This window comes from Nonomuraea sp. 3-1Str, from assembly GCF_031570565.1.
Taxonomy (GTDB): domain Bacteria; phylum Actinomycetota; class Actinomycetes; order Streptosporangiales; family Streptosporangiaceae; genus Nonomuraea.
Genome location: NZ_JALHBK010000014.1, coordinates 115,896 through 136,671 on the forward strand (window position 1 = coordinate 115,896; position 20,776 = coordinate 136,671).

General features: G+C 70.3%; 24 protein-coding genes and 1 pseudogene. 14 read left to right on the forward strand and 11 right to left on the reverse strand.

All coding sequences use genetic code 11. The features are described 5' to 3' along the window. Window positions 1-37: 37 nt before the first annotated feature. The 3 genes from MTP10_RS22865 to MTP10_RS22875 all read left to right on the forward strand — a co-directional run bounded on the left by MTP10_RS22865 (window position 38) and on the right by MTP10_RS22875 (window position 2,985). Complete coding sequence (locus tag MTP10_RS22865; RefSeq protein WP_310711622.1) at window positions 38-412, forward strand: FKBP-type peptidyl-prolyl cis-trans isomerase; 375 nt, start codon at window positions 38-40, stop codon at window positions 410-412. Window positions 413-527: 115 nt separating this feature from the next. Beyond that, on the forward strand, window positions 528-2,051 hold the full coding sequence (locus tag MTP10_RS22870; RefSeq protein ID WP_310711623.1) for an ATP-dependent DNA ligase: 1,524 nt from the start codon (window positions 528-530) through the stop codon (window positions 2,049-2,051). Window positions 2,052-2,373: 322 nt separating this feature from the next. Next, the gene (locus tag MTP10_RS22875; RefSeq protein WP_310711624.1) at window positions 2,374-2,985 is read left to right on the forward strand and encodes a septal ring lytic transglycosylase RlpA family protein; all 612 of its coding nucleotides are present in this window, start codon (window positions 2,374-2,376) and stop codon (window positions 2,983-2,985) included. A gap of 151 nt (window positions 2,986-3,136) precedes the next feature. On the opposite strand, the gene MTP10_RS22880 is transcribed toward MTP10_RS22875, so the two are convergent. Then, window positions 3,137-3,730 carry a DUF1707 and DUF4870 domain-containing protein gene (locus tag MTP10_RS22880; RefSeq protein ID WP_310711625.1) on the reverse strand — a complete coding sequence of 198 codons (594 nt, stop codon included), beginning with the start codon at window positions 3,728-3,730 and terminating at the stop codon, window positions 3,137-3,139. Between the two features lie 132 nt (window positions 3,731-3,862). Between MTP10_RS22880 and MTP10_RS22885 the strand changes: the two genes are divergently transcribed. Then, window positions 3,863-4,207, forward strand: coding sequence for a hypothetical protein (locus MTP10_RS22885; RefSeq protein ID WP_310711626.1), 345 nt, complete (start codon window positions 3,863-3,865; stop codon window positions 4,205-4,207). A 57-nt stretch (window positions 4,208-4,264) separates the two neighbouring features. Here the strand turns inward: MTP10_RS22885 and MTP10_RS22890 are convergent, their stop codons facing one another. Continuing rightward, window positions 4,265-5,050: an IclR family transcriptional regulator gene (locus MTP10_RS22890; protein WP_310711627.1), complete on the reverse strand. Its 786-nt coding sequence runs from the start codon at window positions 5,048-5,050 to the stop codon at window positions 4,265-4,267. A 126-nt stretch (window positions 5,051-5,176) separates the two neighbouring features. Here MTP10_RS22890 and MTP10_RS22895 point away from each other — a divergent pair, with 126 nt between their 5' ends. From MTP10_RS22895 to MTP10_RS22935, 9 genes are read left to right on the forward strand one after another with little or no spacing between them, the layout of a single operon-like run. Continuing rightward, entirely contained in the window at window positions 5,177-6,151 is a 975-nt protein-coding gene (locus MTP10_RS22895) for an ABC transporter substrate-binding protein (RefSeq protein ID WP_310711628.1), read from the forward strand. Continuing rightward, entirely contained in the window at window positions 6,144-7,130 is a 987-nt protein-coding gene (locus tag MTP10_RS22900; protein WP_310711629.1) for an ABC transporter substrate-binding protein, read from the forward strand. The genes MTP10_RS22895 and MTP10_RS22900 overlap by 8 nt, the downstream gene beginning before the upstream one ends. A 26-nt stretch (window positions 7,131-7,156) precedes the next feature. Beyond that, window positions 7,157-7,990, forward strand: coding sequence for an ABC transporter permease (locus tag MTP10_RS22905; RefSeq protein WP_310711630.1), 834 nt, complete (start codon window positions 7,157-7,159; stop codon window positions 7,988-7,990). Continuing rightward, window positions 7,987-8,715: an ABC transporter ATP-binding protein gene (locus MTP10_RS22910; protein WP_310711631.1), complete on the forward strand. Its 729-nt coding sequence runs from the start codon at window positions 7,987-7,989 to the stop codon at window positions 8,713-8,715. Before MTP10_RS22905 ends, MTP10_RS22910 begins: the two co-directional genes overlap by 4 nt. Continuing rightward, window positions 8,712-10,154 carry a hypothetical protein gene (locus MTP10_RS22915; protein WP_310711632.1) on the forward strand — a complete coding sequence of 481 codons (1,443 nt, stop codon included), beginning with the start codon at window positions 8,712-8,714 and terminating at the stop codon, window positions 10,152-10,154. The genes MTP10_RS22910 and MTP10_RS22915 overlap by 4 nt, the downstream gene beginning before the upstream one ends. Window position 10,155: 1 nt before the next feature. Further along, window positions 10,156-10,653, forward strand: a complete 498-nt coding sequence (gene ssuE, locus MTP10_RS22920) for an NADPH-dependent FMN reductase (RefSeq protein WP_310711633.1) — start codon at window positions 10,156-10,158, stop codon at window positions 10,651-10,653. Then, window positions 10,653-11,495, forward strand: coding sequence for an LLM class flavin-dependent oxidoreductase (locus tag MTP10_RS22925; protein WP_310711634.1), 843 nt, complete (start codon window positions 10,653-10,655; stop codon window positions 11,493-11,495). Before ssuE ends, MTP10_RS22925 begins: the two co-directional genes overlap by 1 nt. Next, complete coding sequence (locus MTP10_RS22930) at window positions 11,485-12,738, forward strand: LLM class flavin-dependent oxidoreductase (RefSeq protein ID WP_310711635.1); 1,254 nt, start codon at window positions 11,485-11,487, stop codon at window positions 12,736-12,738. Before MTP10_RS22925 ends, MTP10_RS22930 begins: the two co-directional genes overlap by 11 nt. Continuing rightward, on the forward strand, window positions 12,735-13,637 hold the full coding sequence (locus MTP10_RS22935) for an ABC transporter substrate-binding protein (RefSeq protein WP_310711636.1): 903 nt from the start codon (window positions 12,735-12,737) through the stop codon (window positions 13,635-13,637). The genes MTP10_RS22930 and MTP10_RS22935 overlap by 4 nt, the downstream gene beginning before the upstream one ends. Window positions 13,638-13,780: 143 nt before the next feature. Here MTP10_RS22935 and MTP10_RS22940 read toward each other — a convergent pair whose 3' ends face one another. Continuing rightward, window positions 13,781-14,851, reverse strand: coding sequence for a DUF4192 domain-containing protein (locus MTP10_RS22940; RefSeq protein ID WP_310711637.1), 1,071 nt, complete (start codon window positions 14,849-14,851; stop codon window positions 13,781-13,783). 303 nt (window positions 14,852-15,154) lie between these two features. On the opposite strand from MTP10_RS22940, the gene MTP10_RS22945 reads away from it, so the two are divergent. Further along, a complete protein-coding gene (locus MTP10_RS22945; RefSeq protein WP_310711639.1) occupies window positions 15,155-15,334 on the forward strand; it encodes a hypothetical protein in 180 nt (59 codons plus the stop codon). Here MTP10_RS22945 and MTP10_RS22950 read toward each other — a convergent pair. The 8 genes and pseudogenes from MTP10_RS22950 to MTP10_RS22980 form a co-directional block, all read right to left on the reverse strand. Continuing rightward, window positions 15,331-15,867 (reverse strand): hypothetical protein, encoded by a 537-nt coding sequence (locus tag MTP10_RS22950; protein ID WP_310711640.1) that lies wholly within the window; start codon window positions 15,865-15,867, stop codon window positions 15,331-15,333. The genes MTP10_RS22945 and MTP10_RS22950 overlap by 4 nt on opposite strands. 110 nt (window positions 15,868-15,977) lie before the next feature. Continuing rightward, window positions 15,978-17,567, reverse strand: coding sequence for a NucA/NucB deoxyribonuclease domain-containing protein (locus MTP10_RS22955; protein WP_310711641.1), 1,590 nt, complete (start codon window positions 17,565-17,567; stop codon window positions 15,978-15,980). Then, a complete protein-coding gene (locus tag MTP10_RS42010) occupies window positions 17,513-17,809 on the reverse strand; it encodes an IS3 family transposase (protein WP_397334493.1) in 297 nt (98 codons plus the stop codon). The genes MTP10_RS22955 and MTP10_RS42010 overlap by 55 nt, the downstream gene beginning before the upstream one ends. Beyond that, on the reverse strand, window positions 17,790-18,983 hold the full coding sequence (locus MTP10_RS22965) for an IS30 family transposase (RefSeq protein WP_310711642.1): 1,194 nt from the start codon (window positions 18,981-18,983) through the stop codon (window positions 17,790-17,792). The genes MTP10_RS42010 and MTP10_RS22965 overlap by 20 nt, the downstream gene beginning before the upstream one ends. A gap of 10 nt (window positions 18,984-18,993) precedes the next feature. Further along, window positions 18,994-19,836, reverse strand: a complete 843-nt coding sequence (locus MTP10_RS22970; protein ID WP_310711644.1) for an IS3 family transposase — start codon at window positions 19,834-19,836, stop codon at window positions 18,994-18,996. Further along, complete coding sequence (locus MTP10_RS22975; protein ID WP_310711645.1) at window positions 19,833-20,120, reverse strand: transposase; 288 nt, start codon at window positions 20,118-20,120, stop codon at window positions 19,833-19,835. Before MTP10_RS22975 ends, MTP10_RS22970 begins: the two co-directional genes overlap by 4 nt. 270 nt (window positions 20,121-20,390) lie before the next feature. Further along, a pseudogene (locus MTP10_RS42015) lies at window positions 20,391-20,525 on the reverse strand (IS481 family transposase); the annotation flags it as partial. Between the two features lie 40 nt (window positions 20,526-20,565). Next, a complete protein-coding gene (locus tag MTP10_RS22980; protein ID WP_310711646.1) occupies window positions 20,566-20,691 on the reverse strand; it encodes a hypothetical protein in 126 nt (41 codons plus the stop codon). Between the last annotated feature and the right edge of the window lie 85 nt (window positions 20,692-20,776).

Below are 20,776 nucleotides of genomic sequence, written 5' to 3' on the forward strand. Positions count from 1 at the left end.
CAACACCAGCATCAGCCATCGTCAACAGGAGCACTTCGTGGCACTCGAGAAGCCGGAAATCGACTTCCCGGAGGGCGAGCCGCCCGCCGACCTGGAGATCGTCGACATCGTCGAGGGGGACGGCCCCGAGGCCAAGCCCGGCCAGAACGTCAGCGTCCACTACGTGGGCGTCGCCTTCTCGACCGGTGAGGAGTTCGACGCGTCGTGGAACCGCGGCCAGGCGTTCGAGTTCCCGCTGGGCGGCGGCCGGGTCATCGCCGGCTGGGACCGCGGGGTCGCGGGCATGAAGGTGGGCGGACGGCGCAAGCTCGTCATCCCGCCGCACCTCGGTTACGGGAACAGCGGCGCCGGCAGCCGTATCAAGCCGGGAGAGACGCTCATCTTCGTGGTGGATCTCCTGGGCGTGCGCTAGCCGTCGCGGACAGGCGGGCCGGCCGGGTCTCCCAGGCCCGGCCGCCCCGCTTCGCGACTGAATCGATGCACCCCGAGGTGGGGAAATGTCGGTGTCGTGGGGCACCATAGGCGATGTGCTACTGATCGACGTGGTGCGGGTCTCGGAGGCGGTGACGCGGACATCGGCGCGCCTGGGCAAGATCGGCCACCTGGCCGAGCTGCTCGGCAGGGTGGGCCCCGGCGAGGCGGAGATCGCGATCTCCTACCTGTCCGGCGAGCTGCCCCAACGCCAGATCGGTGTCGGCTGGCGCACCCTCCAGGACCTGCCGCAGCCCAAGCTCGCCGCCACGGCCACACTGGCCGGCGTCGACACGCGGCTGAGCGCGATCAAGGGCGTGTCCGGGCAGGGCTCGCAGTCCGCCCGCAAGGCGCTGGTCGACGAGCTGTTCGCGGGGCTGACGAGCCAGGAGCAGGCGTTCATGCTGCGGCTGCTCAGCGGTGAGCTGCGGCAGGGCGCCCTCGACGGCGTGATGATCGAGGCGGTCGCCAAGGCGTCCGGCGCGCCCTCGGCCGACGTGCGGCGGGCGCTGACGCTGCGCGGCTCGCTGCCCGCCGTGGGGGCGGCCGCGCTGGCGGGCGGGACCGAGACGCTGCGGGAGTTCCGGCTGGAGGTGGGGCGCGCGGTGTCGCCCATGCTGGCCGGCAGCGCGCCCAACGTCGCCGCCGCCCTGGCCAAGGCGGGCGCGCCCGCCGCGCTGGAGTGGAAGCTCGACGGCATACGCGTGCAGGCGCACCGGTCGGGCCCGGACGTCAAGGTGTTCACCCGCACGCTCGACGACATCACCCCGCAGGTTCCGGAGCTGGTCGAGGCCGTGCTGGGCCTCCCGGTGGACGACGTGGTGCTCGACGGCGAGGTGATCGCGCTGCGCCCCGACGGGCGGCCGCACCCGTTCCAGGTGACCGCGAGCCGGGCCACCAGCAAGCTCGACGTGGCGCGGCTGGCCGAGCGGACGCCGCTGAGCGTGTTCTTCTTCGACGCGCTGCGGGTGGGCGGCGAGGACCTGCTCGACCTGCCGTACGAGCGCAGGCAGGAGGCGCTGAGCGGCACGGTCCCGCCGGCGCTGCTCACGCCCCGCCTGGTCACGAGCGACGTGGCCGAGGCGGAGCGGTTCTTCGCCGACGTGGTCAGGGCCGGGCACGAGGGCCTGGTCGTCAAGTCGCTGACCTCCCCGTACGCCGCGGGCCGCCGGGGCGCGGGGTGGGTGAAGGTGAAGCCGCGGCACACGCTCGACCTCGTCGTCCTGGCCGCCGAGTGGGGGCACGGGCGGCGCCAGGGCAAGCTGTCCAACCTGCACCTGGGGGCCCGCGACCCGGAGGGCGGGTTCGTGATGCTCGGCAAGACGTTCAAGGGGCTGACCGACGAGCTGCTGGCCTGGCAGACGGAGCGGTTCCTGGAGCTGGCGGAGGGGCCGACCGACGACTGGACGGTGACGTTGCGGCCCGAGCTGGTGGTGGAGATCGCCTTCGACGGGGTGCAGCGCTCGCCCCGCTACCCGGGCGGCATGGCACTGCGCTTCGCCCGCGTGCTGCGCTACCGCCCCGACAAGCGGGCTCAGGACGCCGACACGGTGGAGACGGTCCGCTCGCTCATGCTGTGACGCGCGGGGCCGCGGCCGTCCCAGCCGCTTGATCAAGAGGCGACAAGAAACCATCAACGCCTCAAATGATCAAATATCGGTCTAACTGCGAATACGCGGCGATCATCCCACCAGAGAGCGCCATTTTGCGATCTCTATTACAGAGTGGGATATATCACTCACCATCACATTAACTTGCCTTTACCTGCCCGCGGTCGCATATGTTCGTCCACGCCGCCGGGGCTCGCCGCCCCGCCCGCGGGATCGGCCGACGTGCGCCCCCTTCATCCTCCCCCGTCTGGCCTTTCCCTGTCCTGTCCCCTAGCTAGGACTGTGGTTTACCTTGGGCCAGCATTCGCAGAAGCCGTTCCACGACCGCCCCCTGAGCCGCCTGACGGCTCCCGGCAAACGCCGCTGGACCACCGTGGCCGCCGGCGCAGCCCTCCTGGCAGCCGCGTCCACCACCGCCTGGGCCGCCGTCTCCGACGACGAGCCGCCCACCGCCGCGGCGCTCGCCTCGAACCCCTCCCCCGCCACGGCAGCGGCCACCACAGCCGCTCCCAGCCCGCCGGCTCCCAGCCCGGCCGCCACGGCACCGTCCGTCCCGGCCTCTCCCCCCACCGCCGCGGCCAAGCCCCCGGCTCCCGCCAAGCCGAGGCCGGCCGCCGCCCCGGTCGCCGCGGCCAAGGTCAAGACCGTCAGAACCAAGACCGTCAAGGCCAGGAGCACCACAGCCAAGAGCACCAAGGCCAGGACGAAGAGCAAGGTCCTGTCGAGGGGGACGTGCGGCGCCTCCTACTACGACGAGGGCCAGATGACGGCCAGCGGCGAGCGGTTCAACCCGTCGGCGATGACCGCGGCCCACAAGACGCTCCCCCTGGGCAGCCGCGTCCGGGTCATCAATCCCCGCAACGGCGACTCGGTCACGGTCCGCATCAACGACCGCGGCCCGTAGGTGGGCGGCCGCTGCCTCGACCTGTCCCGCGCCGCCTTCGCCGCCATCGGCAGCACCGGAGCGGGCGTGATGCGCGTCAGCTACGAGGTCCTGGCGCGCTGAGACCGGGATCACCCGCCCCCGCACCCCCCAACCGCCCCGGACGAGCGGGCTACTTCACCATGCGCAGCGTCAGCGGGTAGCGGAACGCGTTCTCCGACAGGGCCGAGATGCCGCCGACGATCGAGAGCACGAACGCCACCACCCAGATCACCGGTACGAGCACGATGCCGACGAACGTGAGCGGGAGCAGGATCGTCGCCCCCACCAGCGTGAGCTGGAAGTTCAGCGCCTCCACCGCGTGGCGGCGGATGTAGGGGGACGTCTTGCCGGCCGTGAGCATGAGGATGAGCGGCCCGACGACGGGGAAGCCGACCAGCGCGAGCAGGTGGGCGGCCGAGGCGCCGAACCGTTCGGCGCCGTCGGCCGGACCCTCCCGGCGCATCGGCGCGGGCGGCGGCACCAGCGCGGGGATGGCCTGCGTGCCGTACAGCTCGGTCATGATGGGCATCAGGTCGCCGTGCGTGCGCGCGGTCATCGCCTGCTCCAGGCGGTCGTCGAACTCGAACTTGTCGAACCGCCCCTCCGCGTAGGCCGTCTTGACGTGCTCGACGACGTGTTCACGGTCCTGGTGGGTGACGCGCAGGTGTGCCTGCGGCACCTGCCCCGGGCCCGGGGGTGTGGGGACCCCAGCCATGGCAACCATGCCTCTCCTTCGGTCGAGCTGTCACTGCCCATACTGCTTCATGCGGGATTTGCTGACCATCAGGAAAATCCCGGAGGCATCCCCTAGATCAGCCCCGACGCGCCGGTCGCTTCGACGGTATAAAAAGGATCCATGAGATGGCGAGACCGCTATGGCATCCGGCGGCTGCGCGGTTCCCGGATCGCGAAATTCGACCGCGAGGCGACGGACGCCGACATCGAGGCGCTCATCGCCTTCGCCAGGTCGCGGCGGGGCGTCGAGTTCTACGTGGAGCCCGAGACGTTCGCCACCGACACGACGGCCGTCGCGGTGGCCGACGACGGCGAGTGGACCCGGCGCCGGGTCGGCTCTCCGGGAGTGATCCACAAGGTGGCCCGTGATCTCGCCCTCCCGGTGTACGACGTCCAGCTCACCGGCTATCCGGCGCGGATGAGGGCGTACAACGAGCGTCGCCGTCGCGAGCAGGACGGGGTCTGAGCTTTTCCCACATACCGTTTTTGCGCCTTTTGTCGTAAATGACGTGTTTAGTGCTTCTCATACTGAAAAGCGGTCCGCGGTGCGCGGCCTTCGCTCGCCGGGCGGAAGCAGGAGCACCTCCAGTGCCCTGGCGCAGGCCCGCGCGTGCGTGACGAACCAGCCGATCCGCGCGTCGCTCATCACCTGCGGCGTGGAGCGCACCGCGAGCGCGTACCGCACATGGCTGAGCCGGTCGAGCACCGGCACCGCGATCGTCCGGACCCCGTCGTAGGACTCCCCGTCGTTCAGGGCGTACCCGGCCTCACGGACCCTGTCCAGCTCGGCGCGCAGCTCGACGTGGTCCACGATCGTCCGGTCGGTCAGGGCCGGCAGCGGGCCGAGCGCCTCCAGGTCCACCTTCCGCTCCGGGGCCCAGGCGAGCAGCACCTTGCCCAGCGCCGTGGAGTGCAGCGGCCGGCGCAGTCCGGCGCCGCTGTCGGGATCGAGTGAGCCACCGCTCAGGATGACCGCGTACCTGTCGTTGCGCACGGCGAGGTCCACGGTCGCGGACGTGACGCGGGCCAGCTCGGCGAGCTCGGGCGTGATCCGGTGCAGCCCGCGCCGGTGGAAGGAGAGCTGCCCCAGCTCGATGATCGACGGACCCAGACGGTAACGGCCGGTCCGCGCCTCCTGCTCCAGGAAGCCCGCGCCGGTGAGAGTTCTGGCCAGGCGGTGCGCGGTGGAGGTCGGCAGCTCCATCCTGCGTGACAGGTCGGACAGGCTGAGGGAGGTGTCCCCTCCGCCGAAGCAGTCGAGCATGCCGATCGCCCTGCGGACGGCCTGGACGCCGCCATCTGCTGCCATGCGGGAAACTCCGGTTTCCGAGTAGGGAGAGCCAGGACCAGGTGGGGGCCGGTCCGGCGGGGAGGGCTTCCCGCATCGCGGGACATACTTTGCATTTCCTACCAATTTACTAGCAAACTCTCCGGCATGAGCACAGCCGCACTCGACACCCTCTGGTTCACCCGCTGTCCCGTTCCGACCGCGACGGGCATCGCGGCGGACCAGGGCTGGCTGGCCGCGGAGTTCGCCGCCGACGGGATCGCGGTCCGGTCCCTGCAGGACGACTCGCCGGGCGTCCCCCGTGAGACGCACTACACCCACGCCCTGACCGGCCTGTTCCGCGAGGGCGGCAATGTGCCCGCGCTGTGGGCGCGCTCGCGCGGCGAGGCCACCCGGCTCATCGGTCTCACCTGGATCGAGGAGCGGCAGGCCGTCCTGGTGCGCGGCGGCACCGCCCTGGAGAGCGCCGAGCAGCTCAAGGGCCTGCGCCTGGCCGTCCCCCGGCACCGCATCGCGATCGACTTCTGGCGGGCCATGGCCCTGCACGGCTTCCACGGCGCCCTTTCCCTGGCCGGGCTCGGCCTCGGCGACGCCGAGCTGGTCGACGTCGAGGCCGAGCCGGGCGGCGGCCAGTGGGAGGCCGAGCTGGCCGCGCTGGTCCGCGGCGAGGTGGACGCGGTCTACGTCAAGGGCGCGCTCGCCGTCGAGGCCGCCCTGCGCCACGGCGCGGAGGTCGGGATCGACCTCGACGCCGTCCAGGACCGGCGGGCCAGGGTCAACAACGGCACACCTCGCCCGATCACCGTGCACCAGCGTCTCCTGGACGAGCACCCCGAGGTGGTCACCCGCTTCCTGGGCGTGCTGCTGCGCGCCGCGGGCTGGGCCGCGGAGCATCCGGCGGAGGTGGCGAGGATCCTCGGCGCGGAGACGGGCGCGGGTGCGGCCGGCGTGGCCGCCGCCTACGTCCCCGGTGCCTCGCTCCACCTCGACCTGTCCGCGGAGCGCCTCGACCTGCTGGCCCGGCAGGAGCGTTTCCTGCGTGACCACGGCTTCCTCGCATCGCCCGTGGACGTCGCGGCCTGGGCCGATCACACCCCTCTGCAAGGAGTCACCCATGCGTAAGCTGCTGCTCGCCGTCCCCCTGCTCCTCCTGGCGGCCGCCTGCGGGGGCACCGGGGCCGCGGCCGGCCAGGAGCAGGTGGTCGTCAGGATGGCGGACCCCGGCAACAGCGGCTTCCTGGCCGTCGCGAAGAAGGACGGCAGCCTGGACGCCGCGCTGGCCAAGGTCGACGCCAAGGTGAAGTGGGCCGGCGACTTCCCCGTGTTCGCGCCCGCCGCCCAGGCGATCAACGCCGGCTCGCTCGACGTCGCCACCGGCTCGATCACGTCCGGGGTCACCGCGCTGGCCGTCAAGCCCAGCTTCAAGATCTTCGCCACCGTGCCGCCCGACCTGGCGGGCGAGGGCATCGTGGTCAAGAACGGCTCGCCGATCAAGTCGGTCGCCGACCTGGCCGGGCGCAGCGTGGCCGTCGGGCACGGCGGCACCAGCGAGTACCTGCTGCTCAAGGCGCTGCAGACGTTCGACGTGCCCGTGGACAAGGTCAAGCGGGTCTACCTGCAGCCGCCGCAGACCGCGCCGGTCTTCGGCTCGGGCAAGGTGGACGCCTGGTCGACGTTCTCGACCTTCCTCATCCCCGCCGTGACCGACCTGGACGCCCGTGTCCTGGCCGACGGCGAGGCGATCAAGTCCGACAACTACGTCATCTACGTCGCCGCCAACACGCTGCTCCAGGAGCACCCGGAGGTGGTCAAGGCCCTGTTCTCGTTCCTTCGCGAGGGCAGCGCCAAGGAGATCGCCGACCCGGCGGCGTACCTGAACGTCTTCACCCAGGCGGGCCCGCAGGCCGTTCAGGGGGCGCAGAAGGACCTGGTGGTCGACATCCAGAGGAAGGGCAAGCCCGCCCAGGCCGTCACCCCCACCGAGATCGCGAAATATCGGGACGTCGCGACCTTCTTCTACGACCAGAAGGTGCTCACCGCACCTCTGGACGTCTCCCAGCACGTCGTGGACGTCACCACGCTCGGGAACGCCAAGCCATGAGCCCCGTCCCCCGGCACCACGAAGCCATGAGCCCCGCCGCCGCGCCCACCGTCGAGGGGCTTGTCGCCCCGAACCCGCCCCGCTCCACCGGCCGCCATCCCGCGGTGACGCTCGCACTGCGGGCCATCGGCCCCGTGCTGCTGCTCGCCGCCTGGTACGCGGCCACCGCCTCCGGCGTCCTCACCGAGGACGTGCTCGCCGGCCCGCAGGACGTCGCCGCCACCTTCGGCGAGCTGTGGGCCGACGGCCAGCTCCCCGAGGCGCTGCGCGTCTCGGTCACCCGGGCGGGCCTCGGCCTGGTGCTCGGCGCCTCCACCGGGCTGGTCCTCGGCGTGCTCGCCGGCTTCACCCGGCTCGGCGAGGAGCTGGTGGACTCCTCGATGCAGGCGCTGCGCGCGATCCCGTTCCTGGCGCTGACCTCGCTGTTCATCGTCTGGTTCGGCATCGAGGAGGCGTCCAAGATCCTGCTGATCGGCGTCGCCTGCACCTTCCCGATGTACGTCAACGTCTCCAGCGGGGTGCGCAACGTGGACCGCAAGGTCGTCGAGGCGGCCCGCTCGTTCGGGCTCGGCCGCCTGGCGATCGCCCGCGAGGTCGTGCTGCCGGGCGCGCTGCCGTCGATCTTCTCCGGGTTGCGCCTGTCCACCACGCTCAGCGTGATCGCGCTCATCGCCGCCGAGGAGATCAACGTGACGGCCGGGCTCGGTTACCTCATGGCCAGGGCCACCGACTACCTGCGCACCGACATCCTGGCGCTGTGCGTGCTGCTGTACGCGGTGATCGGGCTGCTGGCCGACCTGACGCTGCGGGTGGCCGAGCGGGCGGCGATGCCCTGGCGCAAGGCGGTGACGATCCGATGAGCCTGGCCGTACGGACCAGAGGGCTGCGCAAGGTCTTCGGCGAGCGGGCCGTGCTCGACGGGGTGGACCTGGACGTGCGACGCGGGGAGTTCCTGGCGCTGCTGGGGGCGAGCGGCACCGGCAAGACCACGCTGCTGCGCGTCCTCGCCGGACTGGACGCCGCCACCGGCGGGACGGTGCTCGTGCCGCCGGTGCGCACGGTCGTCTTCCAGGAGCCGCGTCTCATCCCCTCCAAGCGCGCCCTCGCCAACGTGATCATCGGGCAGGGCCGAGCCGCCCGCGCCAAGGGGCTGGCGGCCCTGGCCGAGGTGGGCCTGAGCGGGCACGCCGACGCCTGGCCCGCGACGCTGTCCGGCGGCGAGGCCCAGCGGGTCGCGCTGGCCAGGGCCCTGGTACGCGAGCCGGAGCTGCTCCTCCTCGACGAGCCGTTCGCCGCCCTCGACGCCCTCACCCGCCTGCACATGCAGGACCTGATCGCCGAGCTGTGCGCCCGGCACCGGCCGGCCGTGGTGCTGGTCACGCACGACGTGGAGGAGGCGATCCTGCTGGCCGACCGGATCGCGGTGCTGCGCGAGGGCAGGTTCGTCACGGACCTGCGGGTCGGCCTCGACCGGCCGCGGGACCGTACCGACCACGACTTCGTCGAGCTGCGCCGCCGGCTCCTCGCGGACCTGGGCGTGGACACGCACGCCGGGGCGGACACGCACACCGGAGTCGCGCCATGACGCGCTGGATCGACGAGAACGCCCCCGCGCTGACCGGGCTCGCCGACCGGATCTGGGCCTACGCCGAGCCGTCGCTGCGCGAGTGGCGCTCGACGCTGGCCACCGCCGAGCTGCTGCGCGCGCACGACTTCGCGATCGAGTGGGGCACGGCCGGCCTGCCCGCCGCGTTCGTCGCCACTCACGGCGACACCGGCCCCGTGCTCGGCTTCAACGTCGAGTACGACGCCCTGCCCGGCCTGTCGCAGCGCGCCGGCGTCCCTCGCCACGAGCCCGTCGTCTTCGACGGCGACGAGTACGCGCCCGCCTACGGCCTCGGCCACGGGTGCGGGCACAACGCCCTGGCGGCGGCTTCGGCAGGCGCGGCCATCGCCGCCGCCAGGGCTCTGCGTGGCCGGGCGACGGTCAAGGTGTTCGCCTCCACCGGCGAGGAGCAGCTCGTCGGCAAGGCGTACGCGGTGCGCGACGGCGCGTACGACGGGCTCGACGCCTTCCTCGACTGGCATCCCGCGCCCGTCACCGCGACGGGCTGGGACGTGACCAGCGCGCTGTACTCGTCCACGTTCTCCTTCCTCGGCTCCCCCGGCCACGGCTCGAACCCGCTGGGCACCCGCAGCGGCCTGGACGGCGCCCTGCTGCTGGCGGGCATGGTCGAGCGGCTGCGCGCGGGCAACGTCTCCCCGTCCGGCCGGATCAGCTACGCGATCGGCGGGGGCGGCGCGCCCAACGTCACCCCCGACCTGCAGACGGTGTGGGTCTACGTCCGCGAGTCCACCCACGCCGCGGCGAAGACGCTCCACGACAAGGTCGTGGCCTGCGCCGGTGCCGCCGCGACGGCCAGTCAGACCCGGCTGGAGCACCGCCTGGTCACCGCGATCCGGCAGGGACTCGGCAACAGGGCGGGCGCGGAGCTGCTGCACCACACGATGAGCGACCTCGGCCCGCCCGCGTTCACCGACGCCGACCAGGAGTTCGCGGTGCGGCTGCAGGAGGAGATCGGCAGGCCGCGCTCGGGCCTCGCGACCGGGATCCTGCCGCTGCGCCCGCCCGCGGAGCCGAGCCTGGGCGGGCCGTCCAGCGACACCTCGGAGGTGAGCTGGACGGCGCCGCACCTCAGCCTGACCGCCGCCGTGGTCCCGCTCGGCGTTCCGCTGCACTCGTGGGCGGCCACGGCCTCCACCGGCACCCCGATCGCCCACGCCGGGCTGCTGGCCGCGGCCCGCTACCTGGCGGCGGCGGCCGTCACGCTGGTCGAGCAGCCGGAGACGCTCGCGGCGGTCAAGCAGGAGTTCGACGGCCGTGAGCGCGGACCCGGCCCGCTGCCGGCGCACGCCGAGCCTCCGCGTCCGCTGCCACCGGCCGAGTTCCTCGAAGAGACGGGCCAGTCGGCGCCGCCTCCCAGGACGCCGCCCGTTTCCGCTGAACTCCTAGGAAAGATCTGACATGACCGTCTTGTTCATCTCGGGCAGCCCGTCCGCCGCCTCGCGGACCGGCCGGCTGCTCGACCACCTGGCGGAGCGGCTGGAGCGGCCCGCCGAGATCCTGCGCCTGCGTGACCTGCCCGCCGACGCCCTGCTGCGCGGCGACGCCGTCCATCCGGAGCTGGAGGAGGCCGCGCGCCTGGTGGCCGCGGCCGCAGTGATCGTCGTCGCCACCCCCATCTACAAGGCCGCCTACACCGGCCTGCTGAAGGCGTTCCTGGACGTCCTGCCGCAGGGGGCCTTCTCCGGCAAGACGGTGGTGCCGGTGGCCACGGGCGGGACGGTCGCGCACCTGCTCGCCGTGGACTACGCCCTGCGGCCGGTGCTGAGCGTGCTGGGCGCGCGGCACGTCACGCGGGGCCTGTTCGTCCTGGACACCCAGATCGAGCCCTTCGCCGAGGAGCTGCGCCCACGTATCGACGCGCTCCTGGACGAGCTGCCCGTGGCGGCGGTGGCGTGATGGCCCGTTTCCACATGGTCCTGCCGACCAGAGGCGTCGTCCGGGCGGAGCTGCCGGCCTTCGTCACCGACGTGCGGCCCGCCGCCTCCGACCCGGCCGGGCGCGCCGCCGTGGCCGCCGACCTGGCCGGGCTCGCGGGCGCGCTGGTCCCGTTCGACCCCGGCGGGCAGGAGTCGCTGACCGTCGCGGCGAACGCCCTGCGCCGCACCCGCCACCTGCGCGTCGTCGCGGAGTTCCACCCCGGCGTCGCCACCCCCGTCTACGCGGCCAAGCTCTCGGCCTCTCTGCAGCGCTTCGCGGCCGGCCGGCTGGGCTGGCGGCTCGCGGTGGAGCTGGACCCGGCGGTGGCCAGGGCGCAGGGCGACTTCCTGACCGGCGCCGAGCGCTACGCCCGTGCCGACGAGTTCCTGACCGTCGCCAAGGGCGTCTGGCGCGAGCCCTTCGACTTCCGGGGCGACTTCTACGAGGTGGCCGCGGGTGGCTTCGCGCCGCCGCTGTCCGTGCCGCCCTTCCCCGAGGTTCACCTGTCGGGCACCTCGCCCGAGGCGCTGGCCCTGTCGCGGCGGCACGCGGACGTGCACGTCTTCTCCCCGGAGGACGACCTGGACGCCCTCGTCCCCGAGCTGCCCGGCCTGCGGTACGGCATGAGCCTGCCCTCGCCCGACCGCTCGGAGGACAGTCGCTCGGAGCACAGTCGCGTCGAGCCCAGTCGCCTCGAGCACAGTCGCTTCGAGCACAGCGTCGAGGACTACGCGCGGCGGGGCGTCACCGAGTTCTTCGTCCAGACCGAGGACGTCTACCGCCTCGGCGAGCACGTGAAGGAGCGGGCTCTTGCCGGTTGACATCTACTGGCGCATCCACATGGAAGGCGACCAGCCCTCGCTGCGCCGCCGGGTACGCAGCCGCGGCGGCTTCGCCCCCGGCGGCACGGCGCCGGGCGTCAGGGACGGCCGCGACGACGGCTACAGCCACGCCGACTACATGGCCGAGGTCGCCAGGGCGGCCGAGGAGTCGGGCTTCGTCGGCGGGCTCCTGCCGAACTTCCCGCACACCGACGACCCCTGGGCGGCCGCCGCGACGCTGGCCCGCGAGACGACGTCGTACCGCTTCATGGTCGCCTTCCAGCCCGGATTCCTGCATCCGGTCCAGGCCGCCAGGATGACGGCGACACTCCAGCGGGCGACCGGCGGCCGGATCGTCTACAACGTGATCTCCGGCGGCGGCGGGCCCGCGCAGCTGTGGTGGGGTGACAAGGTCGACCACGACGACCGCTACGCCCGCACCTCCGAGTTCCTCGACGTGCTCAAGGGCGTCTGGGCGGGCGGCCACACCCATCACGGCCGCTTCTACCAGGTCGAGAACGCCGGGCTCCCCGAGGAGCTGGCCGGCCAGCCGTTCCCGGAGATCTTCTTCTCCGGCTCCTCCCCGGCCGCCATCGCCGCCGCCGGTCGGCACGCCGACTACTACCTGTCGTGGCTGGAGCCGTTCGAGGCGCTGAAGGAGAAGTTCGACGCCGTGCGCGCGCACAGCGACACGCCGCCCCGGTTCGCCGTGCGCGTGGACCTGCTCGCACGGGAGAGCGAGGAGGAGGCATGGGAGGAGGTCAGGCAGGGCTGGCAGGCCCGCACGAGCACGGCGCACAACGACCGGCAGGGCACCCCCGCCGGCGGGCGGCAGGACTCCGCCGGCGTGCCGCAGGATTCCGCCGGTTCGCGGCAGGACTCCACCGGCGTGCCGCAGGATTCCGCCGGTGCCGGCCCGAACTCCGCTGCTGTGGTGCCGGGCTCCGCCGGGCGGCAGCAGGGCGATTCTGTCGGGGTGCGGCGTAGTCACTCCTTCCTGGCCGACGTGGGTGACGACTACCGCCGGCTGGAGGTCGCGCCCAACGTGTGGGGCGGGTTCGGCGCGCTCCGCGACGGCCCGGCGTTCGGTCTGGTCGGGGACTACCGGCAGGTCGCCGAGCGACTCGACCAGCTCCTGGACCTCGGCGTGGACGCCTTCATCCTGGCCGGCATCCCCCATCTCGAAGAGGCCCGCCGCGTGGGCCGCCATGTGTTGCCACTCCTGAAAGGACGTAGGTCATGACCACCAGAGTCGGCTTCTTCCCGCAGAACAACACGCTGTGGGTGGCCCGCCACCGCGATCTGCTGCCCGATGTGGAGTGGGTGGACCTCAACGCCCTGGGCCGGGGCGAACGGGTGGACCCCACCCGGGCGCTGCCCTCGGCGCACGGGGACCACCTGTTCGACGGCGGGTACGACTTCATCGGCACCGGCTCCACTCCCCCGGTCACCGCCCAGGCCAAGGGCCACGACATCGTGTACGTGGCGATCTCGGGGCCGCGCGTCGAGAACGGCCGCCTGGTCGTGCGGGACGACTCGCCGATCGGCTCGGTGGCGGAGCTGAAGGGCAAGCGGGTCGCGCTCGGCCACGGCTCGTGGCAGACCACGCTGCTGCTGCTCGCGCTGGAGCGGGCCGGGCTCGGCTGGGGCGACATCGTGCCCGTGGACGCCTACGGCAACGCCGCCGAGCTGCTGGTGAACGGCGACGTGGACGCCTGGGTGGGCTCGTACCCGTACCTGACGCCGGTCGAGTCGCGCACCAGGACGCTGGTCGAGACGGACGGCCTGTTCAGTCACCGCTCGCTCTGGTTCACCCGCCGCGACTTCGCGCGGGAGCAGCCGGAGGAGCTGGCCCGGATCGTGACGGCGCTGCAGGAGGCCGACCGCTGGACCGAGGAGCGCCCGCGCGAGGCGGCGGCGCTGTTCGACGGCGACCTCGACGCGTGGGAGCACGCCCTGCGCACCCGTCCGTGGGGACTGCAGCCGGTGAGCGAGGAGTTCGTGGCCGAGCAGCAGCACGCCGCCGACCTGTTCCACGCCAACGGGCTGATCGAGCGGAAGATCAGGGTCGCGGACGCCGTGCTCCCCGAGATCGGCGAGCTGGTGCTGCGGACGGGCCGGTCGATCACCCCCTCGGTCTGAGCCCTCCGAGCCCGATCGTGAGCCGCCAGAACGCTCGGACCGGCGAGCGTGAGCCGTGTCCTGGGCCTGTTGCCACCGGGATGGACCTGCTGCCGCAGGGATGGGCCTGTTGCTACCGGGATGAAGGGGCTGGCGCCGGGAGGTCAGGCGGCGTGCGGCTCTTCCTCCTCCAGGGCGGCCAGGAGGGGGAGGAGCCAGCCGGAGTGGGCGGGGCCCATGGCGGTGTCGAGCTCGGCCGGGGTGGGCAGGCGGCCCCGGAGCGTGTCCGGGGAGAGCAGGCTCTGCAGGGCGTGCATGAGCAGGTTGGCCATGGAGTAGCCGGGGTCGATGGCGAGGGCTCGCTCCAGGGCGACCGTGGCCAGGGTGCTGTCGCCCGAGCGCCAGCAGGCCATGGCGAGCAGCGACGCGGCGGGCGGCACGAAGCGGGGCTCCAGGCGGCGCGTCAGGTCCTTCCAGAGGCCGAGGTGGGTGCCGTCCATGAGGGTCCAGGCTTCGTCGCGCACGCGGACGACGGCGAGGTCGAGGCCGAGCCGGGCCGCCACGGCGTCGTCGAGGCGGTCCCCGGCGGCGTGCGTGGCCAGGGCCGCGCGGACCCTCGCCAGGCCGGCGGAGACGAACGCTCCCGCGAAGGCGTCCGCGTCGCCGGACGCCGTGAGCCCGGCCCGCAGCTCCGCCACCGCGTCGGATGTCGCGCGCCGCATCGCCAGGCGGACGGGGCCCGTGAGCGGCGCGCTGGTGCGTTCGAGGGATCGGCGGTCGGGGAGGGCCACCAGGCCGCGCACCGTCGCCTCGGCCGCGACGCGACTGGCGCGCGGGTCGTACGGCATGCCCTGGGGAGGGCAGCACTGCGGCAGGTCGCACACGTACGACCAGTAACGCCCTTCATGGGCCCGCAGCGCCTCGTCGACCTCCACCCCCGCCCGGGCCGCCAGTGATCTCGCCTCGTCGATCGCCGGGGTGACCTGCTCCCCCGGCCCGTAGCCGACGACGATGATCCGCTCGACGTGCTCCCGCTCCCACAGGCGCGACAGCGGGGCCAGCGTGCCCGGCGGGAACGGGAGGTCCCAGCGGACCGCCACCTTCGCCCGGCCCTGGGCGAGGCCGACCACGATGAGGCTGTGGTCGGGGTGGAAGCCCACGAGGTAGGGGACGGCGGCGAGGATGTCGGCGGGGCCGGCCAGGGTGAGGCACGGCTCGGAGGTGTCGGTCGTCATGGGGACGAGAGTGCCGGGTGGTGAGCGGCGGCCGAAGGGCCGAACGGTGTTCTGGGGATGAACCGTGGGAGGCGGACCGAAGCTGTGGACAGCGGCCGGGCTTGCGGCCAGGGGATCCGGTGTTCGTACGCCCGGATTTTCAGGTGGATCCGGATCTGCTGGATTTCGTGATGTCGCGAAAGTTCCGCCATCCGGCGCGGAGCTCGAGAGAAGACTATGCAACGGATATCCGCATGCTGCTGGACTGGTTGTGGACTCGCGTAGCCGGATGGGCAAAGCGCGACCTGGCGCGACCGCGCGCATGTGCTGTTCAGCTTTGCCGCGGCGATCGTGTGTGGCGCACGCAGCGCGCTGGAGGCCGAGCGGCTGCAGGCCCATCAGGTGGCGCTGTTTGGAGCGCCGTCGGACTCCACCACCCACCGCATGGTGGCCGGCATGGACGCGCCGATGCTCGCCCGTATCGCCAAGGTGCGGGCCGTTTAATCAGGGAATGTAACGCCGACGTGTGTGGATCGCATCCATTCTTCGTCAATAGCAGCTTGCAGCAGCGCTTCGGCGGTGATAAGAATGGCGCGGCTCCAGCGATTATCCCATGTTTCCGCGTCGGCGGGCGTAGTGGCGATCCATTGTTCGACGCTGGCTATATTAGGATCCGGGTACCAGTCCCGTTCGCTTGCGTCGAACCGCACTACGCGACCGTCGTGAGCATAATAGGAAACTATCGCCGGGACGTCGCCGCACCATGCGGCGCTTAGACAAGGACCGCACTGCGCCAGGGCGGGAAGAATCTGCGGCGTGGGAGAATCGACGCTGTAATCCATGATGATGGTGCCGTTGCCGAGACGCCCGATGAGCATATCGATATCGCCGCCTAGGAAGTTCATCGGCTCCGTGATCTCGGGCGATATGCCGTAGGCTGCCAGGACCTCCTCGGTCGTGGTGGCGGAGCACCAGGTAAGTGCGAGGACGTTAGTGGTGTACCCACGGAACCAGCGAGTATAGCTCTCATCAATCATGGCTCTTCCTTTGGTCGACGTGTGGTGCTGTCGGCCAGGTTTATGGTTGACAGATCGGCGTGCCGTCCGCCGCTTGGATGATGAGGTGGCGGCGGACGGCGACGCTTCAACTATCTACAGCTCGCGCCGAAGCCGGAGGTATCGACTTGAGCGATGTCTGGTGGAGGGACATCTTCGGGCGGTGTTTCGCCCTTCTTGGTCGCATCGACCCAGAAGGGATCCTTTTCTAAGATGCGTTCCCGGTCGTACCAGCCGTTGAGCAGTCCGCCCGCAGTGTTATTGTCTCTGCACTCGACGATTGCGACCGAAATATTATAGCCCGCAGAAGCGGCTCCCTCGTATGTGGAGGCGAAGGGATACTCGTCGCATGAGGGTTTTTGTAGGCCGCTTGGAATTGGGGCTAGTTTGCACACTTTTTTCCGGGCTATGTCATTCTGCCCCGGAACGGTGTCTGGATCGCTACGGTCTCCCTCAGCTCTGGTCAGGCACCTGTTGTTTTCAGATGCGCATCCAGGATCGTTCTCGCTGTAGCGGCCGGGGATTCTTTTCCTTACGGGGGACAGCGGCACGGTGTCGTCCGGTTCGTAGAGAGCCTTCCAGATGTGTGCCGCGGTTTGGTCAACACCAGTCATTTTTCCGGTTACAGGATCCGGTGTTTGTGCCCGGTTGCCGTCGAGGTGCCAGACTGGCCGCGAGCTCCAGACGACACAACCGCCGGTGTGATTCAGGATCCTGGGAGAGCTGTCACAGCGGAACTCGACGCGGTCGGGGGAGAGCCATCCGAGCCGCTTGTTTATATCATCGGTTTCCGGGTAGTAGACTGAGGGCTTGATACCGCAGAATCCCTTATAGTCCGGCGCTGGAAACCAATCCTTCGGCGAGGTCAGGGTGATCAGTCGATCGGCGCCGCGAATCCAGTCACCTATATCTTCGGTGATTTTCTGCTTATCGGCGAAACATCCGCCGGAGTTGCTGAGGCGTATCGAAACGGGGCGACCTGCAGCTTCAGGGAAGCCGTGTGGATAAAATTGATCGATCTTGATCCATACCTTCATCTGACGGCTGTGGATCCCCGCTTCGCCACGGGCTGCTGTCGGGTCCGCAGTGCCCGCAGAGTGTCCCACGTACGTGTGGACGACGATGCTGACGCGGGCCGACCATGCTATTCCGGTGGGGAGGTCATTTTCAACAAGGGTTTCACCGATGCGGCCAGTGAAACACACGTTAAAGGAATTTTTTATCCAGCGCCACGTTGCAATACTCTCTTCCCGTGACAGCTGGCAATCGCCCTGTTTATCAATGCGGTCGTAGTTGAAACTCTGGACCGCTTGGGTACCTGCGAGCGGACTCTCTGCTAATGAGGCAGTAGGTGCGCCGGTGCGAGTAGCCTTTTGCTTCGTCTCTGGGCCCCGACTAGGCAAGGGACCGTCAACAGGCTCTTCCTTGGTCGGCGTTTGGGCCGACTGTTGCTGCTGAATGGTGAGATCCTGCCAGCGTGTCCAGCCTCCGGAGGAGTCGGCGACGCGGGAGCGCCATCTGACCTTCCCAGCGTCTTGAAGTTTGCCCTCGGGGATCTGCAATGTAACCCGGGCTTCCCCAGGCTTGGCGGTGCCCTGTCCCGACCAGGTCAGATGTTCGTCCCTGATCACCTTTCCGGCCTTGAACGATTTGGTGGGCTTGGCGGCGATCTCCACTTCCACCTTCGCCTCGCCGCTGCGCCCGGTTCGATATAGCTGAAGACGGCCCTTTCGGCTTCTGACCTGGTGTGGAAGGTGCGCCAGTCGATAAGTTCGCACTCCAGCGAGGCGAAGAAGCTCTCGGTGATCGCATTGTCGAAGCACGTCCCGGTTCGGCCCGTCGAGGGGCGCACCCCGGCCTGCTTACGCCGCTGGCCGAAGGCGATCGAGGTGTACTGCTCGGGTTCAAGGAGTCGTTGCAACACTGCCTGTCAGCAAGCATAGGGGCTCGTTGAACGCCTCGGCGGGAGTACGCCAGCCGAGGGTCTTACGGGGGCGGCTGTTAAGTGTGGCGGCGACTGCATCCAGATCGTTTCGGGTGTGCCTGCTGAGGTCGGTGCCTTTGGGAAAGTACTGCCGAAGCAGGCCGTTGGTGTTTTCGTTCGTGCCGCGCTGCCAGGGACTGTGCGGGTCGCAGAAGTAGATCTCCAGCCCGGTGTCGATACGCAGTTGAGCGTGCTGAGCCATCTCCGCGCCCTGGTCCCAGGTCAGCGACCTGCGCAAGTGCTCGGGCAGCGTGATGATCGTGGCCGCAATGGCGTCGCGCACGGCTTCGGCGCCGTGCCCAGCGAGCGCCGGGCCGTTCTTGACCCGCTCGCTCTCGCCGTGGCCGTCTATCCGGGGTAGATGCAGCAGCATCGTGTACCGGGTAGTGCGCTCGACCAGTGTGCCGATCGCGGAGCTGTCCAGACCGATGATGAGGTCGCCTTCCCAGTGCCCGGGCACCGCTCGATCGGTGACTTCGGCGGGCCGCACACTGATCAGTACCTCTTCGGTGACGAACTTCTTGCCCCGGCCACGGGTCCGGGCCCGAGGCACTCGCAGTGCCCGGCCTGTGCGCAGGCAGGCCGTCAGCTCCCGACGCAACGCGCCGCGGCCCTGGACATACAGGGCCTGGTAGATGGCCTCGTGAGAGATCCGCATCGTCTCATCCTCGGGAAAGTCGACCAGCAGCCGGTTCGCGATCTGCTCCGGACTCCATGACGTCGCCCAGCGCCGGTCCTGGCGGCGCCCGTGCCGTCGCCCGATCCAACGGACCTGTGGTCCTTCGATCTCGCTGCCGTCCGGGGCGCGGACGATGCCGGCCAGCCGGTCCTGCACATACTGCTGCAGCCGGTCGTTGTCGGCGAGCTTGCACGTCTTGGGCCGGCGCGCTTGCCGGTCGGCGTGCCACTGCGCGACCGAGGCCCGGTAGTCCAGGCGGCCGCCACGGGTCGCCGCGTTGCGCCGCAGCTCCCGCGAAATCGTCGACGCGGCCCGTCCCAGGCTGCGGGCGATGTCCCGCACTCCGCACTTCTTGGCACGCAGCAGGGCGATCTCCTCGCGTTCGGCGAAGGACAGGTAGCGGCCTGACAGTGGCTCCAGGCTGATCGGCGGCATACCGCCACCCTCACGAAACCACCGCGGCCCCAACGGCATCGACACGCCGCACGCGACGGCGGCCTCCTCGCTCGACCGCCCTTCGGCGATCAGCCTCCAGAACCGCTGCTTCTCCTCGCGCCGGTTGACCGGCGGCCGGCCCGGTGACCGAAGCGGCGGACGACCAGCCTGAAGCGCCGCACGCGCCCTTCCCTGCGCCACAACATCCTCCTCGAGAATCGAGGTGTTGCGACGACCAGTTGAATTCGCCCTGACTGCCCTTATCGCTGTGATGAATCACCCCGGCCTGCGGGCGGCGCTGGTGGATCGCCATCGCCAGCGCGTCGGTCACCAGTTCGGTGCGCATGTGCTCGGCCATTGCCCAGCCGACGATCCGGCGGGAGAACACATCCAGCACCACCGCCAGGTAGACCAAGCCCTGCCAGGTCGGCACGTACGTGATGTCGGCCGTCCAGACATGGTTCGGCTCATCGGCGGAAAACCGGCGTTTGACAAGGTCGGACGCGGATGCAGCGTGCTGGTCAGTGATGGTGGTGCGGCACCCCTTACGCCTGCTCACCCCGGCCAGCCCGGCGGCGCGCATCAACCGGGCCACCCGCTTGCGGCCTACCCGCTCCCCGTCGATCTCGCGCAGATCGGCGTGGATGCGCGGTGCCCCGTAGATGTCATCCGAGGCCTGGTGATGCCGCTGGATCTTTCGGGTCAGCTCGGCGTCGCGACGGGCCCGTGCCGACGGGCCACGCCGCAGGCGAGCGGCCCACGCGGAGCAGCCCTGGCGCGACACACCCAGCACCCGGGCCAGCAGGGAGACCTCGTGGTGGTCCTTCTCCGCATGGATCAGCCGGAATCTCATCTCGGCAGATCCGTCTCCCGCGCGAAGAAAGCCGCGGCCTTGCGCAAGATCTCCTTCTCCTCGCGGAGGATCTTGTTCTCACGACGCAGCCGAGCCAGTTCCTCCTTCTCGGCGCTGATAAGCCCGTCCTGACGGCGGCCATCATCGAGGTCGGCCTGGCGCACCCAGGTACGGATCGACTGCGCGGAGGGCTGGAACTCCGTGGCCAGTTCCTCCGGCGTCCGTCCGTCACGCACCAGCTCCACCATCTGCCGGCGAAACTCCGGCGGATAGTTGTTGGGCACTGCAGACTCCTTCTTCCAGGAACCAGGGTTCCCCAGAGATCAGGTGTCCACCAAACCGGGCCAACTCCACGTCCGGCACCAGCCGTTGCTTGAAGGCATCCACGGATGATCTAACGATCGACGTCCAAATGAGTCACGATCTAAGCCCCTCTTCCGATTCTTGCGACGGCCACGAGACCTTACGCCAAGACCCCCGCTGGGGGCTCATGATCGTCGGCCAGCCGACTCCTCTCTCCGGCGAGTGCGTATTGGAGGACGTCGGCAACCGGGCTAGCTGTATTGACCCGCAGGGTTGTTGACGCGGGTGATCGGTGGTTGCCCTCCGAGTGCGGTGTGGCAGTGGTGGTGGTTGTAGGTGTGCAGGAAGTCTTGCAGAGCTGCGGTGCGTTCGTCGTTGCTGGTGTAGGAGCCGGGCAGCACCCGCTTCGACGTCTGAACACGACGCCTAGAACTGAACACAGTGACTTGACAGAGAATGGTCGGAGTGGAAGCCCACGAGGTAGGGGACGGCGGCGAGGATGTCGGCGGGGCCGGCCAGGGTGAGGCACGGCTCGGAGGTGTCGGTCGTCATGGGGACGAGAGTGCCGGGTGGTGAGCGGCGGCCGAACGGCCGAACGGTGTTCTGGGGATGAACCGTGGGAGGCGGACCGAGGCTG

Coding starts and splice junctions, on each gene's coding strand:
- MTP10_RS22880 (WP_310711625.1), bottom strand. CDS start 3,730: ATGGTTGCCATGGCTGGGGTCCCCACACCCCCGGGCCCGGGGCAGGTG.
- MTP10_RS22885 (WP_310711626.1), top strand. CDS start 3,863: ATGAGATGGCGAGACCGCTATGGCATCCGGCGGCTGCGCGGTTCCCGG.
- MTP10_RS22890 (WP_310711627.1), bottom strand. CDS start 5,050: ATGGCAGCAGATGGCGGCGTCCAGGCCGTCCGCAGGGCGATCGGCATG.
- MTP10_RS22895 (WP_310711628.1), top strand. CDS start 5,177: ATGAGCACAGCCGCACTCGACACCCTCTGGTTCACCCGCTGTCCCGTT.
- MTP10_RS22900 (WP_310711629.1), top strand. CDS start 6,144: ATGCGTAAGCTGCTGCTCGCCGTCCCCCTGCTCCTCCTGGCGGCCGCC.
- MTP10_RS22905 (WP_310711630.1), top strand. CDS start 7,157: ATGAGCCCCGCCGCCGCGCCCACCGTCGAGGGGCTTGTCGCCCCGAAC.
- MTP10_RS22910 (WP_310711631.1), top strand. CDS start 7,987: ATGAGCCTGGCCGTACGGACCAGAGGGCTGCGCAAGGTCTTCGGCGAG.
- MTP10_RS22915 (WP_310711632.1), top strand. CDS start 8,712: ATGACGCGCTGGATCGACGAGAACGCCCCCGCGCTGACCGGGCTCGCC.
- ssuE (WP_310711633.1), top strand. CDS start 10,156: ATGACCGTCTTGTTCATCTCGGGCAGCCCGTCCGCCGCCTCGCGGACC.
- MTP10_RS22925 (WP_310711634.1), top strand. CDS start 10,653: ATGGCCCGTTTCCACATGGTCCTGCCGACCAGAGGCGTCGTCCGGGCG.
- MTP10_RS22935 (WP_310711636.1), top strand. CDS start 12,735: ATGACCACCAGAGTCGGCTTCTTCCCGCAGAACAACACGCTGTGGGTG.
- MTP10_RS22940 (WP_310711637.1), bottom strand. CDS start 14,851: ATGACGACCGACACCTCCGAGCCGTGCCTCACCCTGGCCGGCCCCGCC.
- MTP10_RS22950 (WP_310711640.1), bottom strand. CDS start 15,867: ATGATTGATGAGAGCTATACTCGCTGGTTCCGTGGGTACACCACTAAC.
- MTP10_RS22965 (WP_310711642.1), bottom strand. CDS start 18,983: ATGCCGCCGATCAGCCTGGAGCCACTGTCAGGCCGCTACCTGTCCTTC.
- MTP10_RS22970 (WP_310711644.1), bottom strand. CDS start 19,836: ATGAGATTCCGGCTGATCCATGCGGAGAAGGACCACCACGAGGTCTCC.
- MTP10_RS22980 (WP_310711646.1), bottom strand. CDS start 20,691: ATGACGACCGACACCTCCGAGCCGTGCCTCACCCTGGCCGGCCCCGCC.